Below are 23983 nucleotides of genomic sequence, written 5' to 3' on the forward strand. Positions count from 1 at the left end.
ATGCTGACGACTTCAACCAAGGACGCTCCATGATTCTGCTTGTTCTGGCCTACCTGGGCGGCGTACTCACCCTGCTCAGCCCGTGCATCCTGCCGGTGCTGCCGTTTGTGTTCGCGCGCGCCGACCGGCCGTTCCTGCGCAGCGGGTTGCCGCTGCTGATCGGCATGGCGCTGATGTTCGCCGTGGTGGCCAGCCTCGCCGCCGTGGGCAGCCAATGGGTGGCGCAGGCCAACCAGATCGGGCGCTGGATCGCGCTGGTGGTGATGGCACTGTTCGCCCTGGCACTGCTGCTTCCGCGCCTTGCCGACCATCTGCTGTCACCGTTCCAGCGTGCCGGCGCGCGGCTGAGTGCACGCGCTGACGCGGCCGACGCGCAGGGCCGTGGCGGCGTGGGCACCTCACTGCTGATCGGCGTGGCCACCGGCCTGCTGTGGGCACCCTGCGCAGGCCCGATTCTGGGCCTTATCCTCACCGGGGCGGCCTTGCAGGGCGCCAGCGTCGGCACCAGTGGTCTGCTGCTCGCCTATGCGCTCGGCGCGGCCACCTCGCTTGCCCTGGCCCTGTGGGTCGGCGGGCGCGTGTTCAACGCACTCAAGCAGCGGCTGGGCACCACCGAATGGATCCGGCGCGGGCTGGGCGTGGCCGCGCTGCTGGCGGTGGTCGCCATTGCCATGGGCTGGGACACCGGCGTGCTGACCCGTCTTTCCACCGTGAGCACGGCCAAGCTCGAGCAGGGCCTGCTGGAGGTACTGCCAGCGCAGCAGGAAACTGCCGGCCCGGCGATGATGATGTCGGCCGCCCACAGTGGCGACAGCACGCTGCCGGTGGAGGGCGAACTGCCCTCCCTGGCGGGGGCCACCGATTGGCTCAACAGCCCGCCGCTGGATGCCGCGGGACTGCGCGGCAAGGTGGTGCTGGTCGATTTCTGGACCTACTCCTGCATCAACTGCCTGCGCGCCCTGCCGCACGTGCGCGAATGGGCCGAGCGCTACCGCGACCACGGCCTGGTGGTGATCGGCGTGCACGCGCCGGAGTTCGCCTTCGAACGCAACCTGGGCAACGTGCAGCGCGCGGTGAAGGACCTGAAGGTGACCTACCCGGTGGCCGTGGACAACGACTTCGCCATCTGGCGCGGCTTCAACAACCGCTACTGGCCGGCGCATTACTTCATCGATGCACAGGGTCGCATCCGCGCGCATCACTTCGGCGAGGGCAACTACGCGCAGTCCGAGCAGATCATTCGCCAGCTGCTGCGCGAGGCCGGGCATGCGCTGCCGGACGACGCACCTTCGATGGCGCGCAGCATGGCCGCCAGTCGCGAAGGCGTGGAGCGCCAGGCCGACATGGGCAACCTGAAGTCACCGGAAACCTATCTGGGCCATGCCCGCGCGGAGAACTTCGCCTCCCCCGGCGGGCAGCAGCCGGATCGTGCGGCGGACTACAGCGTGCCGGGCACCCTGGCATTGAACCAGTGGGCATTGGGCGGGCGCTGGACCGTGGGCGACGAGGATGCCCGTTCGCAGGCTGCCGGCGACCGCATCGCGTTCCGCTTCCATGCCCGCGACCTGCACCTGGTGCTGTCTCCGGGGGCGGATGGCAAACCGGTTCGGTACCGCGTGCGTATTGATGGGCAGCCGCCGGGAGCCAGCGCCGGGGGCGACAGCGCCGCCGACGGCAGCGGCCAGGTGGATGGCAACCGGCTGTATCAGCTGATCCGCCAGAACGGCGAGGTGCGTGAGCGCACCTTCGAGATCGAGTTCCTCGACCCCGGCGTGCATGCCTACGCCTTCACCTTCGGTTGAACGCAGGAGACGACCATGAAGATCGCAATGGAAAAAATGGTGGCGGGTGGCATTGCGGCCGCAATTGCTGCGCTGACGATCACCGCGGTGCTCAGCCTTGATCGCCCGGTGATGGCGGCACCCGCCGCGCACGTGGCGCTGCCGGCTCCGCAGGGTCCGGCGGTACTGGCCCAGCCCAATGTGCAGCGCGCGCAGGTGGTGTTTGCCGGCGGCTGCTTCTGGGGCGTGCAGGGCGTGTTCCAGCACATGAAGGGCGTAGAGAACGCGGTTTCCGGTTACATCGGCGGCACTGCCGGCGACGCCCGCTACGAGCGCGTGGGCACTGGGCAGACCGGTCATGCCGAAGCAGTGCAGGTCACCTACGATCCGGCCCAGGTGAGCTACGCTCAGCTGATGCAGGTGTTCTTCTCGGTCGCACATGACCCGACCCAGCTCAACCGGCAGGGCCCCGACCACGGCACTCAGTACCGCTCGGCGGTGTACACCGATAACGCAGCGCAGCGCGCTGCCACGGTGGCGTATATCAGCCAATTGCAGCAGGCACGCGTATTCCCGGCCAAGGTAGTTACGCAGGTGGATGGCGGCAAGCCGTTCTTCCGTGCCGAGGGCTACCACCAGAACTACCTCACCCTGCACCCGGACAACCTGTACATCCGCATCAACGACCTGCCCAAGGTGGAGGCACTGAAACAACAGTACCCCACCCTGTACCAAGAGAAACCGCGGCTGGTGGCCACGGTTTCTGTGCGGTAGACCGCGTTACTTCACCGGCGCGTTGCTGGCTCGTTGCGCAAACCGTGCCAAGGAGCGACTGAACACTGCCTCGTAGACTTCACGAGTATCTGAAGCCACCTGAACACTCACAAGCGCGCGTCCAACTTTAGGGTTCTGGTCACGGTTGATGAACCAATAGGCCCTGTTACCTTCCTCAGGGGCCTCAACTCCGTGTACGCGTCGCAACGTGATCTTGCTGCTGTCCCTGATTAGCGTCCCCAAGACCTGCGAAACAGCCGAGTCCGGATTCAGCGCGAGATTCTCCGGCTCTACGGTGTAATTCCAGCTACCCATCTGGCGCTGCTCCAGCGAATCAGCGTCAATCAGCTCGACCTGTGCTGATCTCATGCTGGAGGCGATTCCCGGCCCATTCGATACATGGCGGGGAGCTGCATGACCGGGCACCGTGCCCGCTAACGAGCCTGAGCTGCCAGCGGCGGTTGTAGAACGCGAGATGGTTGGTTGCGCGGCAGTGGTGCCAACGGTGCTCTTCAACATGTTTCTGAAATCCAAACAATGGGGGCTGCATGGTAGGTAGCTCACCCCGCCCGCACCTTCAGAATTGTTGCATTGGCACCTGCAGATGCTTGGCCATCTCCGCCGGGTCCGCCCCCGGCGCATAAGGCAGCCGGCCCCAGTAAGGCAGCGGCAGACGCGCGCGCAGCATCGCTACGTTGTCGTCGATGCGCGCCATCTGCGGATCGACTTCATTGGCGATCCAGCCGATGCAGGTCGCGCCGGCCGCGGCAATCGCCTCTGCGCTGAGCCGGGCGTGGTTGAGGAGCCCAGGCGCAGGCCGACCACCAGCACCACCGGCAGCTGCAGGGCGTGGACCAGATGCGACTGGTCGAGGTCGGCACTCAGCGGGGCCAGCCAGCCGCCCACGCCCTCCACCACCACGGTGTCGGCCTGGGCGCGCAGGCGCTCGAACGCGGCCTGGATGGGCGGCAGCGACAGGGTTACGCCGGCGTCAGCGGCAGCCAGTTCCGGGGCCAGGGGTTCCGACAGGGCGAACGGATTCAGGTCGGCATAGGCCGGCGTCGGATCGCTGGCGGCGCGCAGGGCGACCGCGTCTTCATTGCGCAGCCCTTCCGGGGTCATCTCGCAGCCGCTGGCGACCGGCTTCATGCCCACTGCGCGCAGGCCTTGCTGGCGCAGGGCGTGCAGCAGGGCGCAGCTGCTGAAAGTCTTGCCGATGCCGGTATCGGTGCCGGTGACGTAGACAGCCGGTGGGAACGGGACGCCTTGGGACATGGGGATCGTGGGTGATGAACGGTGGGGCATTATCGCGGACACGCGTGGCCTGTCCCTACGCTAGACTGCGGCCATGTTTACCTCTTCCTCGCTCACCGGCAGCAAGCCGGAACAGTACGGCCAGCTGCTGGCCCAGGCCCGCGCCCTGGTGCACGGTGAATCGGACCGCATCGCCAACGCCGCCAACCTGGCGGCGCTGGTGTACCACGCCCTGCCCGAGCTGAACTGGGCTGGCTTCTACTTCTTCGACGGCACCGAACTGGTGGTCGGCCCGTTCCAGGGCCTGCCGGCCTGCGTGCGCATTCCGCTGAGCAAGGGCGTGTGTGGCGCGGCCGCGTCCACCCGCACCACCCAGCGCATCGAGGATGTGGACGCTTTCCCGGGCCACATTGCGTGCGACTCGGCCTCGCGCTCGGAACTGGTGGTGCCACTGTTCAAGGGCGATACCCTGATCGGCGTGTTCGACCTGGACAGCCCGGTGCTGGCCCGCTTCGACGCCGAGGACCAGGCCGGCCTGGAAGCCATTGCCGCGGTGTTCGTCGAGGCGCTGGGATGAGTGCCAAGCTGCGCAACATCGGCCCCAAGAGCGCTGCCTGGCTGCGCCAGGTCGGGTTGCGCACGCCGGAGGATCTGGCCGCCATCGGCGCGGTCGGAGCCTTCGTGAAGGTGAGACGGGCCGGGTTCAAGCCCAGCCTCAACCTGCTGTATTCGCTGGAGGGCGCGCTGCAGGACTGCCATTGGCAGGAACTGCCGGAGGCGCGCCGTACCACGTTGGTGGCGGAGTACGAGGCGATCATTGCCGAGCAGCCACTGAAGAAGGCTCCGCCGGCGTCCGGACCGGTGTATGAGCGGGTGGTGGAAGAAGATCAGGAAGACGCGTCGTTCGACCGCGACGACGAACCGTAATCACCCGTAGAGCCGCGCCCTGCGTGGCTGCGACCCCGTCGGACACCACGAAGCCACGCAGGGCGTGGCTCTACGGATCGATTCGCCGCGCGGGGATTGCACCGACGCGATAGAATCCGCGTGCTTCTGGGTGACGGGAAGCCGGTGAAAAGCCGGCGCTGCCCCCGCAACGGTAAGCGTGGAAGCCAGGCGAGATACCACTGTGCTGCGGCATGGGAAGGTGCCTGGTGCGAGCGGACAGCGTCCGCTCGTCGCGCCAGCCCGGAGACCGGCCCTGAAGCTGACTGGTTGCGATGCGGCGGGCATGGCGGCGGCAGCAGCGCCGTGCGCGTCTGCCCACCGTCGACGTCCGTTGCAGCGTGATCCTCCTTTTCCTTGCCGCGCGGGAGTGCGCGGTACCCGGAGTGATTGATGAAGCTGCAAACCCTTACCCTGGCCGTGCTGAGCGCACTGCCGCTGCTGGCCGCCGCACAGGACGATGCCACCGCGCTGGACCAGGTGCTGGTCACCGCCACGCGTACCCCGATTGCCCTGCAGGACAGCATCGCACCGGCACAGGTGATCGACCGCGCCGAGATCGAGCGCAGTCAGTCGGCCTCGCTGCAGGACCTGCTGCGCGGCCGCGCCGGCATCAACCTCAACAACAGCGGCGGGCTGGGCAAGCAGAGTTCGCTGTTCCTGCGCGGCACCAATTCCGCCCACACCCTGGTCCTGGTGGACGGCGTGCGCATCAACACCGGCGACCTGGGCCTTGCGATGATCCAGGACCTGCCGCTGGAACAGATCGAGCGCGTGGAAATCGTGCGCGGCCCGCAGTCCAGCCTGTACGGTGCCGACGCCATCGGCGGCGTCATCCAGATCTTCACCCGCCGTAACACCGGCACCTTTGCCCCGCACTTCCAGCTGGGTGGCGGCAGCAATGGCCTGCGTGAGGCCAGCGGCGGCATTGGCGGCAGCGGCGAGCGCGGCTGGTTCGGCACCGATATCGCCTACCAGCACACCGATGGCATCAACAGCTGCCGTGGCGATGCGGCCACCTTCGCCGGCTGTGGCGCGGACGAACCCGACCGCGACGGCTACCGCAACCTGTCGATGAGCCTGCGCGGCGGCTACGCGCTGACCGACGCGCTCAGCGTGGAAGGCACCGCGCTGCGCGCGGAAGGTGAGAACCACTACGACGGCTACTACAACTATTCGGAAACGCTGCAGCAGGTGCTGGGCGGCAAGGTGCGCTATGCGCCGAGCGAGCGCTTCACTCTGACCGCCAATGTCGGCCGCGCTGACAACGAGTCGGACAACTACAACGACAGCACCTGGCTGGGCGCGGCGCAGACCCACCGCGACAGCGCCTCGGTGCAGGCCGACATCGGCGTGGCCGAAGGCCAGCTGCTCAGTGCGGGTGTGGACTGGAGCCAGGACAACCTGGACGGCAGCAGTGCCGGCTATCTGGTCGACAGCCGCGACAACACCGGTGTGTTCGTGCAGTACCAGGCCCGCTTCGGTGCGCACCACCTGCAGGCCAGCGCGCGCAACGACGACAACGAACAGTTCGGCAACCACACCACCGGCAGCCTCGGCTGGGGCATGGAGCTGGGCGGCGGCTTCCGTTTGAATGCCAGCTACGGCACCGCGTTCAAGGCTCCGACCTTCAGCGATCTGTATGACCCGTGGAGTGGCGTCCCGACGCTGGAGCCGGAGGAATCCAAGAGTGCCAACCTCGGCATTGCCCAGCAGGGCGACGGCTGGCGCTGGGGCCTGGATGTGTATGAAACGCGCATCGATGACCTGATCACCTATGACGCCACCACCTTCATGATGTCGCAGGTGGAGAAGGCACGCATCCGCGGTGCCGAGCTGACCGGTTCGCTCAGCGTGGCAGGCTTCGACGTCAATGCACAGCTCAGCCACACCGATCCGCGCAACCGCACCGACGGCAGCGCGCAGTTCGACAACTGGCTGGCGCGTCGTGCGCAGAACACCGCGCGTCTGGATGTGGATCGCAGCTTCGGCGGGTTCCGTGCCGGTGTGACCGCGTTCGGGGCGGGCAAGCGTTATGACAATGCGGCCAACACGGTGCGGCTGGCGGGGTACGGCACCGTGGACCTGCGCCTGGAGTATGCGATCAGCCGCGACTGGTCGGTGCTGGGCCGGGTGAGCAATGTGTTTGACCGCGAGTACGAAACCGTGGCCTGGTACAACCAGCCGGGGCGTGAGTACCGGTTGAGCATTCGTTACCAGCCGCGTTGATCGGTTGGGAGCCGGGCAAGCCCGGCTCTACGATCTGATGCAGCCGGGCAAGCCCGGCTCTACGTTCCGAACGTGATCAGTTCGCGCAGGTCGTCCATCACCGCGACGGCCTGCACGGCCTCAAGGTCCAGCCCGCGCGGATAGCCGTAACGCACCAGCGCAACGGGCATGCCGGCATCTACCGCCGCGCGGTAGTCGGTGATCGAATCGCCGACCATAAGCGCGTCCGACGGCGCGACATCGAATGCGGCCGCGATATGCCGCAATGGCGCACCGCTGGGCTTGCGCTCAGGCAGCGAGTCGCCGCCCAGTACCAACGCGAAGTACTTCTGCACGCCCAGATGCGCGACCAGCGGGCCCACCATTGCGTGCGGTTTGTTGGTGCAGATGGCGAGGGTGACACCTTGCGCGCGCAGCGCTTCCAGCGCCGGTACCACGCCGTCATACAGGCGCGGACTGCGCAGCAGGCATGCTTCGTAGTGGCGCATGAAGCCGGGCATCACGGCGCCCAGGTCGGCCGTGTGGCCGGCGGCGGTGAAGGCCTGTTCCACCAGCCGGCGCACGCCGTCGCCGATCCAGGTATGCACAGTGGCTTCGGGAACACGCGGCAGCTGCTGGTCTTCCAGCGTTCGGTTGAGGGCTTCGGCGATGTCGGCGGCGCTGTCGACCAGGGTGCCGTCGAGGTCGAAGATCACCAGCGGGTAGGGATACGGCAAAGCGGTGTCACCTTGTGACGTGGGAACCACGATTGTATTCCGGCACCCCATGGACACGCATGGCGTGTCCCTACAGGATCACGCAACCCCATCAACGTTCGACCCCGACATCGCCCGACCAAGGGTCGTAGTGACACGCCATGCGTGTCAACGCCATGATCCTGTGCACGTAAACCCGCCATGCGTGTCCGCGCGGTTCACATACGTGATCGGAACTCCTCGCTGGCGAAACGTTCCACCAGGAAATCCAGAAAGCTGCGCATCACCGCCGGCAGCTGCCGGCGCGAGGCATACACGGCATGCAGGCCCATCACGTCCAGTTCGTACTCGGGTAACACCTGCACCAGCTCGCCAGATTCCAGCAGTGGTCCAATCTGGTAGATCGGCAACATCGCAATGCCCGCACCGGCACGCACCGCCTCCACCAGCAACGATGCCTCATTCGCGCTGATGTTGCCGCCCACCGCGACACTCACGGTGCGCCCGTCGCGTTGCAGCTGCCACACGCTTTTGCCCACGTAGTGGTGGGTCAGGCAGTTGTGCGCGGCCAGCGCATCGGCCGTGGCCGGTGCACCGTGCGCGGCCAGGTAGGCCGGCGACGCACACAGCACCGAATGACACTGCCCCAGCGGCCGTGCGATCAGGTTGGGATCAATCGCCCGCGAGATGCGCACGGCCACGTCCACCCGCTCTTCGACCAGGTTGACCATCCGGTCCACCAGCAGCAGTTCCACCCGGGTCAGCGGGTAGCGCTGGACGAATCCGGCCACCGCCGCGGCCAGGTGCGACTGCCCGAACGATACGCTGGCGGTCACCCGCAGCACGCCGTGCGGCTCGGGGTTGTCAGTGGCCAGCTCGCCGTGCAGTTCCTCGCCGATCGCCAGCATCTGCCGGAACCGCAGCAGGGCGGCCTCCCCCGGGCCGGTCAGGCTGATCCGGCGCGTGGTCCGGTGCAGCAGGCGCGCGCCCAGCCAGCGCTCCACCTCGGCCAGGTACCGGGTGACCATGGCCCGCGACATGTCCAGCGCGTCTGCCGCCGCAGTCAGGCTGCCGCGCTCGACCACCTCCACAAACACCGTCATGGCCGTCATCCGGTCCATCTGATCGATCCACGCAACAAATTAGGCCGTTATACGCAGTTTTTCGTTCGATTTCAGGCGCATAACCTGAGCATCCTCTCTCAGCGGAAACGCAGCTCATGAAGATTGCCCTTGTGGGTGCCACCGGCAACATCGGTCGCGAAATCACCCGTCAGGCCCTGGAACGCGGCCATCAGGTCACCGCCATCGTCCGCCGCGACAGTGGCCTGCCGGCCGAACTGGACGGAGCCCAGCTGGCGATTGCCGCGCTGGACGATACCGACGCGCTGGCGGCGGTGATCGCCGGCCATGACCTGCTCGCCAGCGCGTTCGGCCCGCGTCCGGGCGACGACCCGGCCACCGTCACCACGGTGACCGGCCAGCTGGTGCAGGCCGCGCGCCAGGCCGGCGTGCCGCGCTTCCTGATGGTCGGCGGGGCCGGCACCCTGGAAGTGGCCCCGGGCGTGCAACTGGTGGACACCGAGGGCTTCCCGGACGCCTACAAGCCGGTCGCGCTGGCCGCACGCAAGGCGTTCAACCTGCTGCAGCAGGTGGATGACCTGGAGTGGACGTTCTATTCGCCGGCTGCGGAGATTGGTCCGGGGCCGCAGAAGGGTGGGTTCCGAACGCAGGCCAAGCAGTTCCTGGTCGGGGCGGATGGGCACAGCCGGATCAGTTATGCCGATTATGCCGATGCGTTTGTGAGTGAGATCGAGGTGCCGCAGTACAAGAAGCAGATTGCGACCGTGGCGTATTGAGGTGTGATGGGGCGCGTGCGGATTCGGGGATTTTCATGCCCTACCGCGCGCGGCCGTGCTATCGGCGGTCAACTGTCGTGCGACCCTACCGGAGCCAGGCATCGCGGGGCACGGCCGGGCCACCGTGAACAACGAACGGAGCCATTGGTAGGGTCGCACGACAGTCGACCGCCGATAGCGATGATCGGTGCGACGAAGGCATGCCCCCCGCATCGCGCATCACGTCGCGTCAAACAATCCCGGCTGCACCACCTCATCGGGCTCGCGGAACCCACCCAGCCCCACCCCCACCAACCGGTAACGCGTCTCCGCGGGCAGATCCACCCGCGACCGCAGCGCCAGCGCGATGTCGCGCAGTTCCTCCAGCGACGCCGGTGGTGCCTCCGGGGTGAAGCTGCGGGTGATGATCCGGAACTGCGAGGTCTTCAACTTCAGCACCACGGTGTGCCCCACCCGCTCGGTCTTGCGGGTGGCCTGCCAGGTACGCGCGGCCAGTTCGACAATCGCCGGCTCCAGCGCCTCCAGCGGCAGGTCCTCGGCAAAGGTGTCCTCGGCGGAAATCGACTGCACCGGCTGGTCCGGCTCCACCGGCCGGTTGTCGATGCCGCGCGCGCGCCGGTACAGGCTTTCACCAAAACTGCCAAAACGCGCCTGCAGCGCCTCCAGCGGCAGCGCACGCAGGTCGCCGACGGTGACAATGCCCAGTTCGCTGAGCTTGCCTTCCATCACCTTGCCCACGCCGGGCACGCGCTTGACCGGCAACGGGGTCAGGAACTGCTCGATCCGGTGCGGCGGCACCACGAACTGACCGTCCGGCTTGCGCCAGTCCGAGGCGATCTTGGCCAGGAACTTGTTCGGCGCGATGCCGGCCGAGGCGGTCAGCTGGGTTTCCTCGCGGATCTGCGCGCGGATCAGCTGCGCGATCTCGGTGGCCACGGTCATCCCGCCCTTGTGCGCGGTGACATCCAGGTAGGCCTCGTCCAGCGACAGCGGCTCGACCAGATCGGTGTGACGCAGGAGTATCTCGCGCACCTGTCGCGACACCGCCTTGTAGCGGGTGAAATCCGGCGGCACGAACACCGCATCGGGGCATAACCGTTCCGCACGCAACGCCGGCATCGCCGAGCGCACCCCGAACACGCGCGCTTCATACGAGGCCGCGCACACCACCGAGCGGGCACCCTTCCATGCGACCACTACGGGCTTGCCGCGCAGCGACGGATTGTCGCGCTGTTCCACCGACGCGTAGAACGCGTCCATGTCGACATGAATGATCTTGCGAAGGGCGGACACGTTGGCAGGCTTGGGATTCAGATGAACAAGATTACAGCCACACGCTTGAGTATGGTCTTTTCATAACAACAACATGCGTTTTTCAAGCTGAAAACACTACGCCGGCGTACGGTTAAAACGTTTGATTGAATCACTTTTTGTCTGCACTCTCAGCGCCTGTTTCCGCTGCAACTTCTTCAGGATTGCGCTTTCCATGACTCGTCTCAACGCGTTCTCGCGCGAACAGCTGCTGGCCAGTGCCCGCGGTGAACTGTTCGGCCCGGGCAGTGGTCGCCTGCCCAACGACCCGATGCTGATGTTCGACCGCATCACCGACATCCGCGAAGACGGCGGCCCGCACGGCAAGGGCATGGTACGCGCCGAACTGGATATCCGCCCGGACCTGTGGTTCTTCGGTTGCCACTTCATCGGCGACCCGGTGATGCCGGGCTGCCTGGGGCTGGATGCGATGTGGCAGCTGACCGGTTTCTACCTGACCTGGCTGGGCGCACCCGGCCGTGGCCGTGCGCTGGGCTGTGGCGAGGTGAAGTTCACCGGCCAGGTGCTGCCGGAAGCGAAGCTGGTCAGCTATGAAATCGACATCACCCGTGTGATCAACCGCAAGCTGGTGATGGCCCAGGCCGACGCCCGCATGCTCGTGGACGGCCGCGAGATCTACACCGCCAAAGACCTGCGTGTAGGTCTGTTCACTTCGACCGAGAATTTCTGATGCGTCGCGTAGTCATCACCGGAATGGGCATCACCTCGTGCCTGGGCAATGATCTGGACACCGTTTCGACCGCACTGCGTGAAGGCAAGGCGGGCATCCGCCCGCTGCCCGACCACGCGGAAGCGGGCCTGCGCAGCCACGTCGGTGGCAACGTGCTGCTGGACCTGGACGCACAGATCGACCGCAAACTGAAGCGCTTCATGAGCGACGCCTCGGCGTACGCCTACATCGCGATGCGCGATGCGATCGCCGATGCCGGCCTGGATGAAAGCCAGGTGGCCAATCCGCGCACCGGCCTGATTGCCGGTTCGGGCGGTGGTTCCAGCCAGTGGCAGGTGGAATCGGCCGACATCCTGCGCGCGCGCGGCGTGCGCAAGGTTGGCCCGTACATGGTGCCGCGCACGATGTGCTCCACCGTCTCGGCGTGCCTGGCCACCGCGTTCCAGATCAAGGGCCTGAGCTATTCGCTGTCGGCCGCGTGCGCCACCTCGGCACACTGCATCGGTGCGGCGGCGGATCTGATCCGTCACGGTGCGCAGGACGTGATGTTCGCCGGCGGCGGTGAAGACCTGCACTGGTCGATGAGCGTGATGTTCGACGCGATGGGCGCACTGTCCACGCGCTTCAACGAGACCCCGGAAACCGCATCGCGTCCGTACGACAAGGACCGCGACGGTTTCGTCATCGCGGGCGGTGGCGGCATGCTGGTACTGGAAGACTACGACCACGCCGTTGCCCGTGGCGCACGCATCTACGCGGAGCTGGTCGGCTACGGCGTGACCTCGGACGGTGCGGACATGGTGGCCCCGTCGGGCGAAGGCGCGGTGCGCTGCATGCACATGGCGATGGCCAACGTCAGCGGTCCGATCGACTACCTCAACACCCATGGCACCTCCACCCCGCTTGGCGACGTGACCGAACTTAAGGCGGTGCGCGAAGTGTTCGGCGAAGCGGTGCCGCCGCTGTCCTCGACCAAGGCGCTGTCGGGGCACTCGCTGGGTGCGGCAAGCGTGCACGAAGCGATCTACTGCCTGCTGATGATGCGCGACGGCTTCATTGCCGGTTCGGCCAACATCGGCGAACTGGACCCGGCAGTGGAAGGCTTCCCGATCGTGCGCGAAACGCAGAACGCGCAGTTGAATACGGTGATGTCGAACAGCTTCGGCTTCGGCGGCACGAACGCAGCGCTGGTGTTCGGGCGCGTTTGATCTGCTGTATCGCACGGGATTGATTCCCGTAGAGCCGGGCTTGCCCGGCTGCCGTTGGCTCCTGGCGAACAACCGTTGGTTCATCGGTTCCCGTGCTTGGGCGCACCGGGGTGGGTTTGCGGGACACGCCGTAAACCCGTCCATGGGGGCTCGTAGAAAACATCCATGTTTTCTACGGTCCCGCAAACCCACCCCGGCACGCCCCAGACGGTTGGCCGGTGGCCATGGAAGATCAAAAGCACCTGCCCCCCCGGTGGGATCGCAAATGCCCCGGTGGGATCGGTCGACAGACGATCGCCGTGAAATCCCCAACATTCATTAACGCATGACCCCGGATCAACGTTGCCGTTGATCTTGCATTTCCCATGGCCACCGACCATGTGTCGAAGGGCCATCGGATGGGGGGTACGGGACCGTTGAAAACATGGATGTTTTCGACGAGCCCCCATGGATGGGTTAACGGCGTGTCCCGTACCCCCCATCCGATGGCCCAAAGCACGTAGACCGCCAGCCGAGGGTTTTTCGCGCGAATCCAACAGCAGCCACGCAGGGCGTGGCTCTACGTAGTGCGCGCTATCAAGCCATCAGGAGCGGCAGCAGCAGTGCGTGCACGTCGGTGAGAGAGTCGGCGATGCGGTGGCCTAGGGCGCGTTGAGCGGCGTCGGGAAGCACCAGGTCGGGGACCTGGATGACCGTCATGCCTGCGGCCAGGGCGGCGCGGGTGCCGGCGGGGGAATCTTCCAGCGCCAGGCAGCGAGCCGGGGCCTTGCCCAGCTTGGCTGCGGCCAGCAGGTAGATGTCCGGGGCCGGCTTCGGGTGGCTGACGTCGCTGCTGGTCACCACGGCGGCGAAGTACGGCAGCAGGCCGCACGCCGCCAGCTTGCGTGAGGCGCGCGGTTCGCGCGTGGAGGTGGCCACCGCGCGCGGAATGTCGTGCTGCTTCAGCAGCTCCAGCAGTTCCATGATGCCCGGCCGCAACGGAAGGCCCTGCTGGGTGCGCGCTTCGTACAGATCGTGGCAGCGCGTGTACAACGCCTGCATCTGCGCTGCGTCGATATGTTCGCGCAGCAGCAGTTCGCAGTCGCGGTCGCCCAGGCCCACCAGCTGCAGCCAGAACGTCTCTTCGATCGGCAGCGCCAGTTCACCCGCCGCCTGCGACCAGCACGCGATCGACACCCGCTCGCTGTCGATCATCAGGCCATCCATGTCGAAGATGACCGCCTCAGGCAGGAACGGTAACGCCGCCAGCGTGGTCATGCAGCGTTGAACAGGATGTCGAGGTCCGCCGCATCGAGGATGCGCCACTCGCCTTCCGGCAGCGCGCCCAGGGTCAGCCCGCCAATCCGGCTGCGATGCAGTGCCTCCACATGGTTGCCCACTGCGGCGAACATCCGCCGAACCTGGTGGTAGCGGCCTTCGTGCAGCACCAGCTGCGCCTGGCGCGGCCCCTGCACGTCCAGTTCCGCCGGCAGCAGCGGCTTGTCGTCCGACTCCAGCATCAGCGTGCCGCTGGCGAAACGCGCGCCTTCGTCGCCGCGCAGGTCGTCAGCCAGGGTGACCTCATAGGCCTTGTCCAGCTTCGCCTTCGGCGACACGATCCGGTGCAGCAGCGCGCCATCGTCAGTCATCAGCAGCAGGCCGCTGGTGTCGCGGTCCAGCCGCCCCACCGACGACAGCTGCGGTGAGCGCTCGCGGAAACGCGGCGGCAGCAGGTCGTAGATCAGCCGGCCGGTGTCCTTGGTCGAGCAGGTGTAGCCGCGCGGCTTGTGCAGCATCAGGGTCAGCCCCGGCGGCGGATCCAGCGGTTCGCCATCGATGCGGATCGCCTCGTGCGCCACGGTGTCGTCCGCGTACAGCACCTCGCCGTCGGCGTCGGTGATGCGGCCCTCGCGGAACATCAGCTGCACCTGCTTGCGGCTGCCATAGCCCAGGTTGGCGATGTGCTTGACCAGCTTCATGCGCGACCACCGCTGCGGCCACGGGTGGCTTCGATCAGCTTGAAACCGTCGCGCTCGGCGGCCACCCGCACCTCGCCGAAGCTTTCATTGAGAATCTGCTCGTACGGCAGGTGGCGGTTGGCCACCAGCCACAGCCGCCCACCCGGGCGCAGCGCCTGCGCCGCCACCGCGATGAAGCGCTGGCCGATGTCGGGGCGGTCCGCGCGGGCCGGGGTGTGGAACGGGGGGTTGGTCACGATGAAGTCGTAGCGCCCCTCGATGCCGGCAGTGACGTCCTGCCACAGGTAACGCAGGGTCGCCTTGCTGCCCAGCGCCTGCAGGTTCACCTGCGCCAGCGCCAGCGCGCGGCCTTCGGCCTCGTACAGGTCCAGCCCGGTCACGTTCGGGCAGCGGCTCAGCACTTCGCTGGACAGATATCCGAAGCCCGCGCCGAGGTCGGCCCCGTGCCCGGCCAAGTCGGCCGGCAGCTGCTCCACCAGCAGTGCCGAGGCCGGGTCGATGCGGTCCCAGGCAAAGATGCCCGGGCGGCTCTGGAAGCGCCCGCCGAGGATGCCGCGTGGGGCATCCAGCGCGGCCCAGCGCGCGGCCAGCGCCGCGTCGTGCTGGCCGTTCAGCGGCGCGGTCCAGTACACCCGGCAGTGGTTCTTGGTCAGCTTGCCGCCCAGCCCGGCCAGCTGCTGCAGGTCGCTTTCGCCGGAGCGCGCGCCTTCGTTGTTGTGCTGGCAGGCCACCACGATGCCGCCCGGGGCGGCCAGGGCCAGCGCCCGGGCGAACAGCGCACGTGCCTCTTCGCGCTGGCGCGGCGGTAGCACCAGCACCACCGCATAGCGGGTGCTGTCGGCGGCCAGCTGGGCCTCGTCACGCACCGTCCAGCCGCTGGCCTCCAGGGCTGCGGCGAAGGGCCGGAAGCTCTGTTCACAGATCAGCTGGCCCGGCTGGGCACGCTCGCGCAGCGGCCAACCGTCGCGGGCGCGCAGGAACAGCACTGGGCCGGACGGCCAGTCCAGGGCACCGCCGAAGGGCAGGAACAGGGTTTCCAGGGGGGCGTCGTGCTGGGGGGCCATGCGGGGTACGTCTAGAAATGAGACGGCCATTCTACCTTTTCAGGATTCCGCGCTCTGTCCGTGGGCGTAGAGCCACGCCCTGCGTGGCTTCGACCACGTCTGACACCGCGAAGCCACGCAGGGCGTGGCTCTACGTCGGTCATGCGGCGTGGTTGGATTGCGTGGGGGCGGTCATGCCAATCCACCAATTAGCATTTGTTCAACGGGGTCTTGATGCCCTCGCAACATCGTGTCGGTCAGGGTAAAGGCTCTTTCGAAGCGGAGCTGGCTCATGCGTGCATTGTTCGTCGGTGGCAAGGTCGACAACAGCGAAATGGACCTGGAAGGCGCGCAGCCGCCGGTTCACTACCCTGAAGATACCGGCGGCGGTCATGCGCGCTATCGCCTGCACCAGGTCGGTCGCCAGTCCGATGGCCAGGTGGCGTATGCGGTGTACGGCGCGCCTGACATGGCCGATGACGAAGTGGCACGGGTCGCCGACGAACGCGCCTACGCACGCCGCTTCGACGCCGAACCGGAAGTCTTCCAGCACTAAGCGTGCACGCCGCCGGTCACTCGATCGGCGGCAGCTCACGGATCGATGCGATCTGGTCCAGCCAGACGTGGTGCTGCTGCACCGGCACATCCAGATCATCCAGCCGCAACTCGCCGTTGCTGCCCTCGTTCTCTTCCGCATCGCGATACTGCTGCACGGTGGGGCGCACCGCCACCGTGCCCAGCACGCGGCTGCCGTCCTTCAATGTCACTTCCACCCGGGCCTCGTCGGGCAGCTGCGGCAGCAGCGTTTTCAGCCGTGCGATGTCGTCGGCATGGGTGTAAACAACCGGTGCAGTGCGTGACATGATGATCCTCGCGTAATGACACGCCATGCGTGTCAGAAACTCTCAACCGGCCTCGGCCCTCGCCTGCGCCAGCACGTTGCGCACCGCCGTGACCAGCTGCGCCACCGAATAGGGTTTGGCCACGTGCTCCTGGAAGCCTGACGCCAGCGCGCGCTTGCGGTCATCCGCCCTTGCCAGCGCGGTCACCGCGACGGCGGGCAACGCCTTCGCATCCACCCCCATGTCCTCGCGCAGGGTGCGCACCAGCCCATAGCCGTCCATACCCGGCATGCCGATGTCGGTGAGCAATGCATCCACCTGTTCGTGCCGGCCGGCGTCGAGCAGTGCCAGCGCTTCGCCGGCAGACGCCGCCACCGTGACCTGCGCACCCTGCTCTTCCAGCATGCGGCGCAGATACTCCAGCACTTCGGGTTGATCCTCCACCGCCAGCAGGCGCAGCCCACGCAGCGGGTAGGGTTCGATCACCTGCTCGCTGATCGGGCCATTGAAGACTTCGCGCAGCGGCCGGCCGTCGGACTGCGGCTGGTAGCACGGCAGGCTGACCGTGAACTGGGCACCCAGGCCCTGCCCCTCGCTGGCCGCACTGACGGTGCCACCGTGCAGTTCCACCAGCTGCTGCACGATCGCCAGGCCCAGCCCAAGGCCGCCATGGCGGCGGGTGGTGGTGCCGTCGGCCTGGCGGAAGCGACTGAACAGATGGCGCAGGAATTCCGGCGCGATGCCGTCGCCGGTGTCGCGCACGGTGATCACCCAGTGCCCACCCTCGCGGGCCAGGGTCACGGTGACCGAACCTTCAGCCGGGGTGAACTTGATCGCATTGGACAGCAGGTTCCACCACACCTGCTGCAGGCGGGTGGCGTCGCCCAGTACCAGCGCGCCCTCTTCCGGCAGATGCAGCTGCATGTCCAGTGCCTTGCCTTCGGCCACCAGTTCCTGCGCGCCCAGCGCTTCGGTCAGCTGCGCACGCAGGTCGACCACTTCTACTTCCAGCTGCACCTTGCCCAGCAGCATGCTGCTCAGGTCCAGCATGTCCGAGATCAGCCGCTTCTGCGCCATCGCGCTGTTGGCGATCACGCCCAGGCCCTTGAACAGCGGGCTGGTGTTGTCCACCCGCTGCAGCAGCAGTTCGCTCCAGCCCAGGATGGTGGTCAGCGGCGTGCGCAGTTCATGCGACAGGGTGGCCAGGAATTCGTCCTTCAGCCGCGCCATGTTTTCCGCGGCGCTGCGCGCGGCACGCTCGGACTGCAGCAGCTCCTCGCGCGCCATTTCAATTTCACGGCGCTCGGTAACGTCCGGGCTGCTGCCAGCCAGGCCGATGAAGCGGCCCATGCGCGAGAAGCGCGGGCGGGCGTTCATTTCCAGCCAGCGCCACTGGCCGTCCGAACGCAGCCCACGCACCAGCGCCTGCATCGAACGCTGCGCCTTCAGCGCCTCCTGCAGTTCGTAATCGAACACCGAAGCGTCGTCGGGATGCACGAGCCCGCGCCACACGTCTTCCGGCACGCGTTGTTCGTCACCGCCAAAGAACTCGGTAAACGCACTGTTGACGAAGCGGGCATGGCCGCGGTCATCCAGCACCCACACCGGCATCGGCAGGCCGTCGGCCAGCGCGGAGAAGCGCGCTTCGCTTTCGGCCAGATCCACTTCCACCTGCTTGCGGCTGGTGATGTCGAAGAACAGGATCGCCACCTGGCGCTGCTCCGGCTCACCCACCCGCATCGCTTCCACCGAGTACCAGCGGCCCAGTGCGCGCGCCTCCATGTCGAAATGGTGCGGCCGCCCGGTCAGGGCCACCTGGCCGTAGATGCGGTACCAGTCCTGCTCGTGCGCCGGCTGCAGCTCGCTCATCAGGCGGCCGGTCGCATTGACCAGCCCGGTGCTGCGCTCGAAGGCGTCGTTCACCTGCACGAAGCGATAGTCCACCCCGACGCCGTCTTCGATCAGGCATTCCACCACGCAGAAGCCGGCGTTGAGCCCTTCCAGCACGTGACGGTGCAGGGCGGGATCAAGCGCAGGAGCCACCGGGGTGGCGCGTTCGAGGGTCGGTACGGTCGGGCTGGACAAGGAGGTCAAAGGGCGTGGCAGGCAGAGCGCTGGGAGATAGCATCATCCAGACCGCGTATTCGTAGCGTCAAGCGTGGGATTCATGTGTACCCCGGGTGAATTCATGCCGAATACGACGAATTCGTCGCAGTTTTGCCAATTGTCCCGGGCTGTGATCGGGATCACACTGCATTGGGCCATCCTGACCACTTACGGGAGTTCGCAGTGAACCTCAAAACCCTGATGACGGCCGCGCTGGGCGGCCTGCTGGCTTTAGCCACGCTGTCCGCTGCGGCGGCACCGCGTACGGTGACTGACCCCAAGGCACCTACCGAGCTGAAAGAAGAAGGCCCGGTGCAGGTTCGCTGGACCGATCCTTCGAAGTTCACCGAGATTCGCAACAGCTCCAACCGCTGGGAAGCCGAGCGCGGCAACTGGGTCCATGACCTGGCCACCTACATCCGCACTACCGCGGCGAAGCGGCTGGCTCCGGGCCAGACCCTCGACGTGACCATTACCGACATCAAGCGCGCCGGCGATTACGAGCCCCAGCACGGGCCGCGTGCCCAGGACATCCGCATCATGAAAGACATCTATCCCCCGCGCATGACGCTGGACTATGTGCTCAAGGACGCACAGGGCAATGTGCTGAAGCAGAGCACCGGCGAGAAGCTGATCGACATGGGCTATCTCAGCACTGGCGTGGGCCTGCTGTCGGACAGTGACCCGCTGCGCTACGAAAAGCGGATGCTGAATGACTGGCTGCGGAAAGTGTTACCCGCCGCCTGACGCATCACGAATGCGTCAGGCATTACCGGGGCCGCCCCGAAGACGACGGAGCCATACGCCGCAGCCTTACCCGTCAGCGGATTTCGCGCGCGACGCGCTTCACCGCGCAGGGCAGCTGGTACGCGCTCACATTGCACAGCGGGGCGAGCACGTCCAGGCGCGGGCTCTCGCCCCACAGCTCCACCGTGCTGCCCACGCCCGCCTGCGGCAGGTCGGTCAGGTCCACGGTGAGCATGTCCATCGACACCCGGCCGATCAGATGGCCGGGCTGGCCGTCGATCTGCACCGGGGTGCCATTCGGGGCGAACTGCGGGTAGCCGTCGGCATAGCCCATCGCCACCACGCCGACGCGGGTGGGTCGCTCGGCGATAAAGCGCGCGCCGTAACCCACCGGTTCGCCGGCCGCGATCTCGCGCACCGCGAAAATCTTCGACTGCATGGTCATCACCGGGCGCAGCCGCGCGGTCTGCGCGCTGCTGCCAGGCAGCGGGTTGGCCCCGTACAGCATCAGGCCCGGGCGCACCCAGTCACTGCGCACTTCCGGCCAGCCCAGCAGCGCCGGCGAATTGCACAGGCTGGTTTCGCCAGCCAGGCCTTCAATGGCGGCCGCGAACGTCGCAGCCTGCTCGCGGGTGCGCGGGTTGTCCAGTTCGTCAGCGCGCGCCAGATGGCTCATCAGCACCATCGGGCCAACCTGCGGCAACGCCGACAGGCGCGCATGCGCGCTGCGGAAATCGGCCGGCGACAGCCCCAGCCGGTGCATGCCGCTGTCCAGCTTCAGCCAGATATTCAAGCGCGCATCGGTCTGGAACGCTTCCACCGCGTCCACCTGCCACGGCGCAGCCACCGCGAACCACAGCTCGTGCTGCACGATCAGCGGCAGTTCGGCTGCGTCGAAGAAGCCCTCCAGCAGCAGGATCGGCGTGGTGATGCCGGCCGCGCGCAGTTCCAGCGCCTCTTCAATGCAGGCCACGCCGAAGGCATCGGCTTCGCCTTCCAGCGCGCGCGCGCACACCACGGCACCGTGGCCATAGGCATCGGCCTTTACCGCGGCCAGGGTCTTGCGACCGCCGCCCAGTTCACGGGCCAGGCGGAAGTTGGAGCGCAACGCGTCCAGGTCGATCAACGCGCGGGCAGGACGCATGTTTCAGTTTCACTCTGTTGAAAAGCGGCGGCATGCGGATTGGCACGCCCGCCATAGCGGAAGATATCCAGGCCTTCGGTGCTGATCTGCGGCTGGCGCGCGCTCATCAGGTCGGCCAGGTAGCGACCCGACCCGCAGGCCATGGTCCAGCCCAGCGTGCCGTGGCCGGTGTTGAGGAACAGATTGCGGTACGGCGTGGCCCCGATCACCGGGGTGCCGTCCGGGGTGGCCGGGCGCAGCCCGGTCCAGAACTCGGCGCGCGACAGATCGCCGCCGTGCGGGTACAGGTCGCGCACCACCTTTTCCAGGGTGGCGCGGCGACGCGGCGACAGCGACAGGTCAAACCCGCCCACCTCGGCCATGCCACCCACGCGGATGCGGTCGTCGAAGCGGGTCACCGCCACCTTGTAGCTTTCGTCCAGGATGGTCGAGGTGGGAGCCATCGCCGGGTCGGTGATCGGCAGGGTCAGCGAATAGCCCTTCAGCGGGTACACCGGCAGGTGCATGCCGAGTGGTGCGACCAGCGACGGCGAGTAACTGCCCAGCGCAACCACGTAGTGGTCGGCGGTTTCCAGCTGGCCGTCGATACGCACGCCGGTGATGCGGTTGCCGCTGGTTTCCAGCCCGGCAATGTCCTGGTCGAAACGGAATTCCACGCCGGCGGCGCTGGCCATCTGCGCCAGGCGACGGGTGAACAGCTGGCAATCGCCGGTCTGGTCACGCGGCAGGCGCAGCGCACCCACCAGGGTGTCGGCCACGGCGGCCAGCGCCGGCTCGGCGGCGATGATGCCGGCACGGTCCAGCACTTCATACGGCACGCCGTACTGCGCCAGCACTTCGATGTCCTGCGCCGAGGCATCCAGCTGCTGCTGGGTGCGGAACAGCTGGGTGGTGCCGAGGTCGCGGCCTTCGAATTCGATGCCGGTTTCAGCACGCAGTTCGTTCAGGCAGTCACGGCTGTACTCGGACATGCGCACCATGCGCGCCTTGTTGATCGCGTAGCGTTCCTGGGTGCAGTTGCGCAGCATCTGCGCCAGCCAGCGGTACTGGTTGAGGTCCAGGCCCGGGCGGATCGCCAGCGGCGCATGCTCCTCGAACAGCCACTTCACCGCCTTGAGCGGCACGCCCGGCGCGGCCCACGGCGAGGTGTAGCCGAACGACAGCTGGCCCGCATTGGCGAAGCTGGTTTCCAGCGCCGGTCCGGGCTGGCGGTCGACCACGGTGACATCAAAGCCGGCCTGCCGCAGGTACCAGGCACTGGTCGTGCCGATCACCCCGCTGCCAAGAACAAGTACGCGCATGAGACCTCTCCAACCGGATCATTCCCTGCACTCAGCGGTGCCGGGACCATAATTGCGGAAGTATAGGCCGCTGTTGCCGGGCATTTTTCCTGTATTTAACACCTACTGCAGTGTATTGTCGCGCCATTCACCCTGCCGAGTTGACGCCATGGCCACCCGGGTCCGCGAACTGGACAAGATCGACCGCAAGATCCTGCGCATCCTGCAGGCCGAGGGGCGCATTTCCTTCACCGAACTGGGCGAGCGGGTCGGGCTGTCGACCACGCCCTGTACCGAGCGGGTGCGCCGGCTGGAGCGCGACGGGGCGATCACCGGCTACTACGCCAAGCTCGACCCGCACTACCTCAAGGCCAGCCTGCTGGTGTTCGTGGAAATCAGCCTGGCCTACAAATCCGGCGACATCTTCGAGGAGTTCCGGCGCGCGGCGTTGAAGCTGCCGAATGTGCTGGAGTGCCATCTGGTTTCGGGCGATTTCGATTACCTGCTGAAAGCGCGGATCAGCGAGATGGCGTCGTACCGCAAGTTGCTGGGCAGCACCTTGCTGACCTTGCCGCATGTGCGCGAAAGCAAGAGCTACATCGTGATGGAAGAGGTCAAAGAAACGCTGACACTGCCGATTCCGGATTGAGGTGGTCGTAAAAAAAGGCGGCGCGCGAGTGCGCACCGCCTTCTTCCGGTTTCACCCCCGAACAAAGGGTGTTACGCCGAACCGCGCATCAGCGCTGCTGTTTCTGGTCCGGGTTGCGCTGCTGCTGATCCTGCTGCTTACCCTTCTGGTTCTGCTGATCCCACTGCTGCTGGCTCTGCTGACCCTTCTGGTTCTGCTGATCCTGCGGCTTGTTGGGATTGTTCTGCTGCTGGTTAGCCATGGTTGCACTCTTCTCGTCATCTTGGGGATGCGCGATCTTGCGGCGCAGGTGCAGAGTCGAGGAAATGCGGTTAATTAAGGGCGAAAATGCGGTGAGGTTTTGTGTTGACGCGGATGACTGGGGGCGAGAAGTTGTGAAGCGTTCACGGTTTTATCTGTTGTCCTTGCGTCGCGGGCGCGCTGTCGTAATAGCGACCGGTGCGCGAATCGAACACGCGATTCGGGCCCACCGGTTTGACGCCGGGAATGATGCGGCCGTTGCGGTCGTACACCTTCGGCGGTGCGGTGGTTGGCGGTGCGGGGACCACCTGCGCCGGTCCCTGGCTCTGGATCGGCTGCGTGCCGAGCTGCTGGCGGATCTGCGAATCGGAGGTCACCGGGGCGACCTTGCCGGCCTGGCTTTCCATCGGGGCGGGGCGCACCGGGGTGGGCAGCGGCGTCGGGGCGGGTGCGGGCGTGACCACCGGGCGGGTGTCGGTGGGCTTGCGTGGCGCGGCGATCTGCGCGCCGGCATCGAAGGTCATCGCAACCGCCAGTATGGCGGGCAACAGCAGCAGTCGGGTGTTCATCACAGCAGCCCTCCCGGGTCGGTCAACGGTTTCATCCTGCACCCCGCCGCCGTGCGGCAGCATGAACGCCTGCCTTGCGCCCTTCACGCGCTGCCCCCATTTCACAGCCATCCCCACGAGGAATGCCCATGACCGCCTTCGACCTCTCTCCCCCCAGCGACGCCCAGCGCCAGGCGCTGGAGGCCGGCCTGAGCGCCGACGAGCGCCGCGTGCTGCTGCAGCACGGCACCGAGGCCCCGTTCTGCGGGGTGTTCCTGGACAACAAGCAGGACGGCGTCTACGGCTGCCGCCTGTGCGGCCTGCCGCTGTTCCGTTCCAGCACCAAGTTCGACTCCGGCACCGGCTGGCCCAGCTTCTTTGCCCCGTTTGACCCGGCCCATGTCCGCGAAATCCGTGACACCAGTCACGGCATGATCCGCACCGAGATCGTCTGCGCCCGCTGCGGCAGCCACCTCGGCCATGTGTTCCCGGACGGTCCGCCGCCCACGGGCGAGCGCCATTGCCTCAACTCGGTCTCGCTGGATTTCACGCCCAATGGCAGCCCCTACCCGGATCCGCTGCAGCGTGGCGGGGTCGAGGCCGGCCCGGCAGGCTGATCTGCAAAAGTGTGACGTTCATCCAACGTCACCCTTCAGAACCCCGACATGGGGCCGACATGG

General features: G+C 66.7%; 25 protein-coding genes, 1 pseudogene and 1 riboswitch. Of the genes and pseudogenes, 12 read left to right on the forward strand and 14 right to left on the reverse strand.

The annotated features are described in order from the left end of the window. Positions 1-29 precede the first annotated feature (29 nt). The gene (locus tag RT551_RS13320) at positions 30-1802 is read left to right on the forward strand and encodes a cytochrome c biogenesis protein DipZ (RefSeq protein ID WP_313459445.1); all 1773 of its coding nucleotides are present in this window, start codon (positions 30-32) and stop codon (positions 1800-1802) included. A gap of 15 nt (positions 1803-1817) precedes the next feature. Next, the gene (msrA, locus tag RT551_RS13325; protein WP_313459447.1) at positions 1818-2555 is read left to right on the forward strand and encodes a peptide-methionine (S)-S-oxide reductase MsrA; all 738 of its coding nucleotides are present in this window, start codon (positions 1818-1820) and stop codon (positions 2553-2555) included. Positions 2556-2561: 6 nt separating this feature from the next. On the opposite strand, the gene RT551_RS13330 is transcribed toward msrA, so the two are convergent. Together RT551_RS13330 and bioD are read right to left on the reverse strand one after the other, a co-directional pair. Further along, the gene (locus RT551_RS13330) at positions 2562-3074 is read right to left on the reverse strand and encodes a hypothetical protein (protein WP_313459450.1); all 513 of its coding nucleotides are present in this window, start codon (positions 3072-3074) and stop codon (positions 2562-2564) included. Between the two features lie 58 nt (positions 3075-3132). Beyond that, positions 3133-3830: pseudogene (bioD, locus tag RT551_RS13335) on the reverse strand (dethiobiotin synthase). Between the two features lie 73 nt (positions 3831-3903). Here bioD and RT551_RS13340 point away from each other — a divergent pair. The 3 genes from RT551_RS13340 (at position 3904) to btuB (ending at position 6983) form a co-directional block, all read left to right on the forward strand. After that, a complete protein-coding gene (locus tag RT551_RS13340) occupies positions 3904-4386 on the forward strand; it encodes a GAF domain-containing protein (RefSeq protein WP_313459453.1) in 483 nt (160 codons plus the stop codon). Further along, positions 4383-4736 (forward strand): TfoX/Sxy family protein, encoded by a 354-nt coding sequence (locus tag RT551_RS13345; protein ID WP_313459456.1) that lies wholly within the window; start codon positions 4383-4385, stop codon positions 4734-4736. Before RT551_RS13340 ends, RT551_RS13345 begins: the two co-directional genes overlap by 4 nt. 111 nt (positions 4737-4847) lie before the next feature. Beyond that, positions 4848-5028: riboswitch (cobalamin riboswitch) on the forward strand. A gap of 119 nt (positions 5029-5147) precedes the next feature. Further along, on the forward strand, positions 5148-6983 hold the full coding sequence (gene btuB, locus RT551_RS13350) for a TonB-dependent vitamin B12 receptor (RefSeq protein ID WP_313459458.1): 1836 nt from the start codon (positions 5148-5150) through the stop codon (positions 6981-6983). Between the two features lie 59 nt (positions 6984-7042). On the opposite strand, the gene gph is transcribed toward btuB, so the two are convergent. Together gph and RT551_RS13360 are read right to left on the reverse strand one after the other, a co-directional pair. Next, the gene (gph, locus tag RT551_RS13355; RefSeq protein WP_313459515.1) at positions 7043-7699 is read right to left on the reverse strand and encodes a phosphoglycolate phosphatase; all 657 of its coding nucleotides are present in this window, start codon (positions 7697-7699) and stop codon (positions 7043-7045) included. Positions 7700-7896: 197 nt separating this feature from the next. Further along, positions 7897-8799 (reverse strand): LysR family transcriptional regulator, encoded by a 903-nt coding sequence (locus RT551_RS13360; protein WP_313459460.1) that lies wholly within the window; start codon positions 8797-8799, stop codon positions 7897-7899. A gap of 98 nt (positions 8800-8897) precedes the next feature. On the opposite strand from RT551_RS13360, the gene RT551_RS13365 reads away from it, so the two are divergent. Further along, positions 8898-9536, forward strand: a complete 639-nt coding sequence (locus tag RT551_RS13365) for an NAD(P)H-binding protein (protein WP_313459462.1) — start codon at positions 8898-8900, stop codon at positions 9534-9536. Positions 9537-9755: 219 nt separating this feature from the next. On the opposite strand, the gene dinB is transcribed toward RT551_RS13365, so the two are convergent. Then, complete coding sequence (gene dinB, locus RT551_RS13370; protein ID WP_313459464.1) at positions 9756-10829, reverse strand: DNA polymerase IV; 1074 nt, start codon at positions 10827-10829, stop codon at positions 9756-9758. A gap of 193 nt (positions 10830-11022) precedes the next feature. Here dinB and fabA point away from each other — a divergent pair, with 193 nt between their 5' ends. Both fabA and fabB read left to right on the forward strand, forming a co-directional pair. Then, the gene (fabA, locus tag RT551_RS13375; protein WP_282298072.1) at positions 11023-11538 is read left to right on the forward strand and encodes a 3-hydroxyacyl-[acyl-carrier-protein] dehydratase FabA; all 516 of its coding nucleotides are present in this window, start codon (positions 11023-11025) and stop codon (positions 11536-11538) included. Further along, positions 11538-12746 carry a beta-ketoacyl-ACP synthase I gene (gene fabB / locus RT551_RS13380; protein ID WP_313459468.1) on the forward strand — a complete coding sequence of 403 codons (1209 nt, stop codon included), beginning with the start codon at positions 11538-11540 and terminating at the stop codon, positions 12744-12746. Before fabA ends, fabB begins: the two co-directional genes overlap by 1 nt. Positions 12747-13322: 576 nt before the next feature. On the opposite strand, the gene RT551_RS13385 is transcribed toward fabB, so the two are convergent. The 3 genes from RT551_RS13385 to RT551_RS13395 are packed head-to-tail and all read right to left on the reverse strand — an operon-like array spanning position 13323 to position 15768. Continuing rightward, on the reverse strand, positions 13323-14003 hold the full coding sequence (locus RT551_RS13385; RefSeq protein WP_313459469.1) for an HAD family phosphatase: 681 nt from the start codon (positions 14001-14003) through the stop codon (positions 13323-13325). Beyond that, complete coding sequence (locus tag RT551_RS13390; protein WP_313459470.1) at positions 14000-14704, reverse strand: pseudouridine synthase; 705 nt, start codon at positions 14702-14704, stop codon at positions 14000-14002. Before RT551_RS13390 ends, RT551_RS13385 begins: the two co-directional genes overlap by 4 nt. Continuing rightward, complete coding sequence (locus RT551_RS13395) at positions 14701-15768, reverse strand: class I SAM-dependent methyltransferase (RefSeq protein ID WP_313459473.1); 1068 nt, start codon at positions 15766-15768, stop codon at positions 14701-14703. The genes RT551_RS13390 and RT551_RS13395 overlap by 4 nt, the downstream gene beginning before the upstream one ends. A gap of 271 nt (positions 15769-16039) precedes the next feature. On the opposite strand from RT551_RS13395, the gene RT551_RS13400 reads away from it, so the two are divergent. Further along, the gene (locus RT551_RS13400; protein ID WP_313139888.1) at positions 16040-16303 is read left to right on the forward strand and encodes a hypothetical protein; all 264 of its coding nucleotides are present in this window, start codon (positions 16040-16042) and stop codon (positions 16301-16303) included. Positions 16304-16319: 16 nt separating this feature from the next. On the opposite strand, the gene RT551_RS13405 is transcribed toward RT551_RS13400, so the two are convergent. Both RT551_RS13405 and RT551_RS13410 read right to left on the reverse strand, forming a co-directional pair. Beyond that, positions 16320-16610 (reverse strand): DUF3247 family protein, encoded by a 291-nt coding sequence (locus RT551_RS13405; protein WP_313459475.1) that lies wholly within the window; start codon positions 16608-16610, stop codon positions 16320-16322. Between the two features lie 42 nt (positions 16611-16652). After that, positions 16653-18683, reverse strand: coding sequence for an ATP-binding protein (locus RT551_RS13410; protein ID WP_313459477.1), 2031 nt, complete (start codon positions 18681-18683; stop codon positions 16653-16655). Positions 18684-18896: 213 nt separating this feature from the next. Between RT551_RS13410 and RT551_RS13415 the strand changes: the two genes are divergently transcribed. Then, positions 18897-19442, forward strand: a complete 546-nt coding sequence (locus RT551_RS13415; protein ID WP_313459518.1) for a DUF3016 domain-containing protein — start codon at positions 18897-18899, stop codon at positions 19440-19442. A 73-nt stretch (positions 19443-19515) separates the two neighbouring features. On the opposite strand, the gene alr is transcribed toward RT551_RS13415, so the two are convergent. Together alr and RT551_RS13425 are read right to left on the reverse strand one after the other, a co-directional pair. After that, complete coding sequence (gene alr / locus RT551_RS13420; protein WP_313459479.1) at positions 19516-20586, reverse strand: alanine racemase; 1071 nt, start codon at positions 20584-20586, stop codon at positions 19516-19518. Next, positions 20565-21887, reverse strand: coding sequence for a D-amino acid dehydrogenase (locus RT551_RS13425; protein ID WP_313459482.1), 1323 nt, complete (start codon positions 21885-21887; stop codon positions 20565-20567). The genes alr and RT551_RS13425 overlap by 22 nt, the downstream gene beginning before the upstream one ends. Before the next feature lie 148 nt (positions 21888-22035). On the opposite strand from RT551_RS13425, the gene RT551_RS13430 reads away from it, so the two are divergent. Beyond that, on the forward strand, positions 22036-22515 hold the full coding sequence (locus RT551_RS13430; protein ID WP_125361094.1) for an Lrp/AsnC ligand binding domain-containing protein: 480 nt from the start codon (positions 22036-22038) through the stop codon (positions 22513-22515). Between the two features lie 88 nt (positions 22516-22603). Here RT551_RS13430 and RT551_RS13435 read toward each other — a convergent pair whose 3' ends face one another. Together RT551_RS13435 and RT551_RS13440 are read right to left on the reverse strand one after the other, a co-directional pair. Continuing rightward, positions 22604-22756 carry a hypothetical protein gene (locus RT551_RS13435; protein ID WP_313459484.1) on the reverse strand — a complete coding sequence of 51 codons (153 nt, stop codon included), beginning with the start codon at positions 22754-22756 and terminating at the stop codon, positions 22604-22606. 142 nt (positions 22757-22898) lie between these two features. After that, the gene (locus tag RT551_RS13440) at positions 22899-23324 is read right to left on the reverse strand and encodes a classical arabinogalactan protein 4 (protein WP_313459487.1); all 426 of its coding nucleotides are present in this window, start codon (positions 23322-23324) and stop codon (positions 22899-22901) included. A gap of 128 nt (positions 23325-23452) precedes the next feature. On the opposite strand from RT551_RS13440, the gene msrB reads away from it, so the two are divergent. Beyond that, a complete protein-coding gene (gene msrB / locus RT551_RS13445; protein WP_313459488.1) occupies positions 23453-23920 on the forward strand; it encodes a peptide-methionine (R)-S-oxide reductase MsrB in 468 nt (155 codons plus the stop codon). Positions 23921-23983 lie beyond the last annotated feature (63 nt).

The sequence above is a fragment of the Stenotrophomonas sp. genome (assembly GCF_032103445.1).
GTDB lineage: Bacteria > Pseudomonadota > Gammaproteobacteria > Xanthomonadales > Xanthomonadaceae > Stenotrophomonas.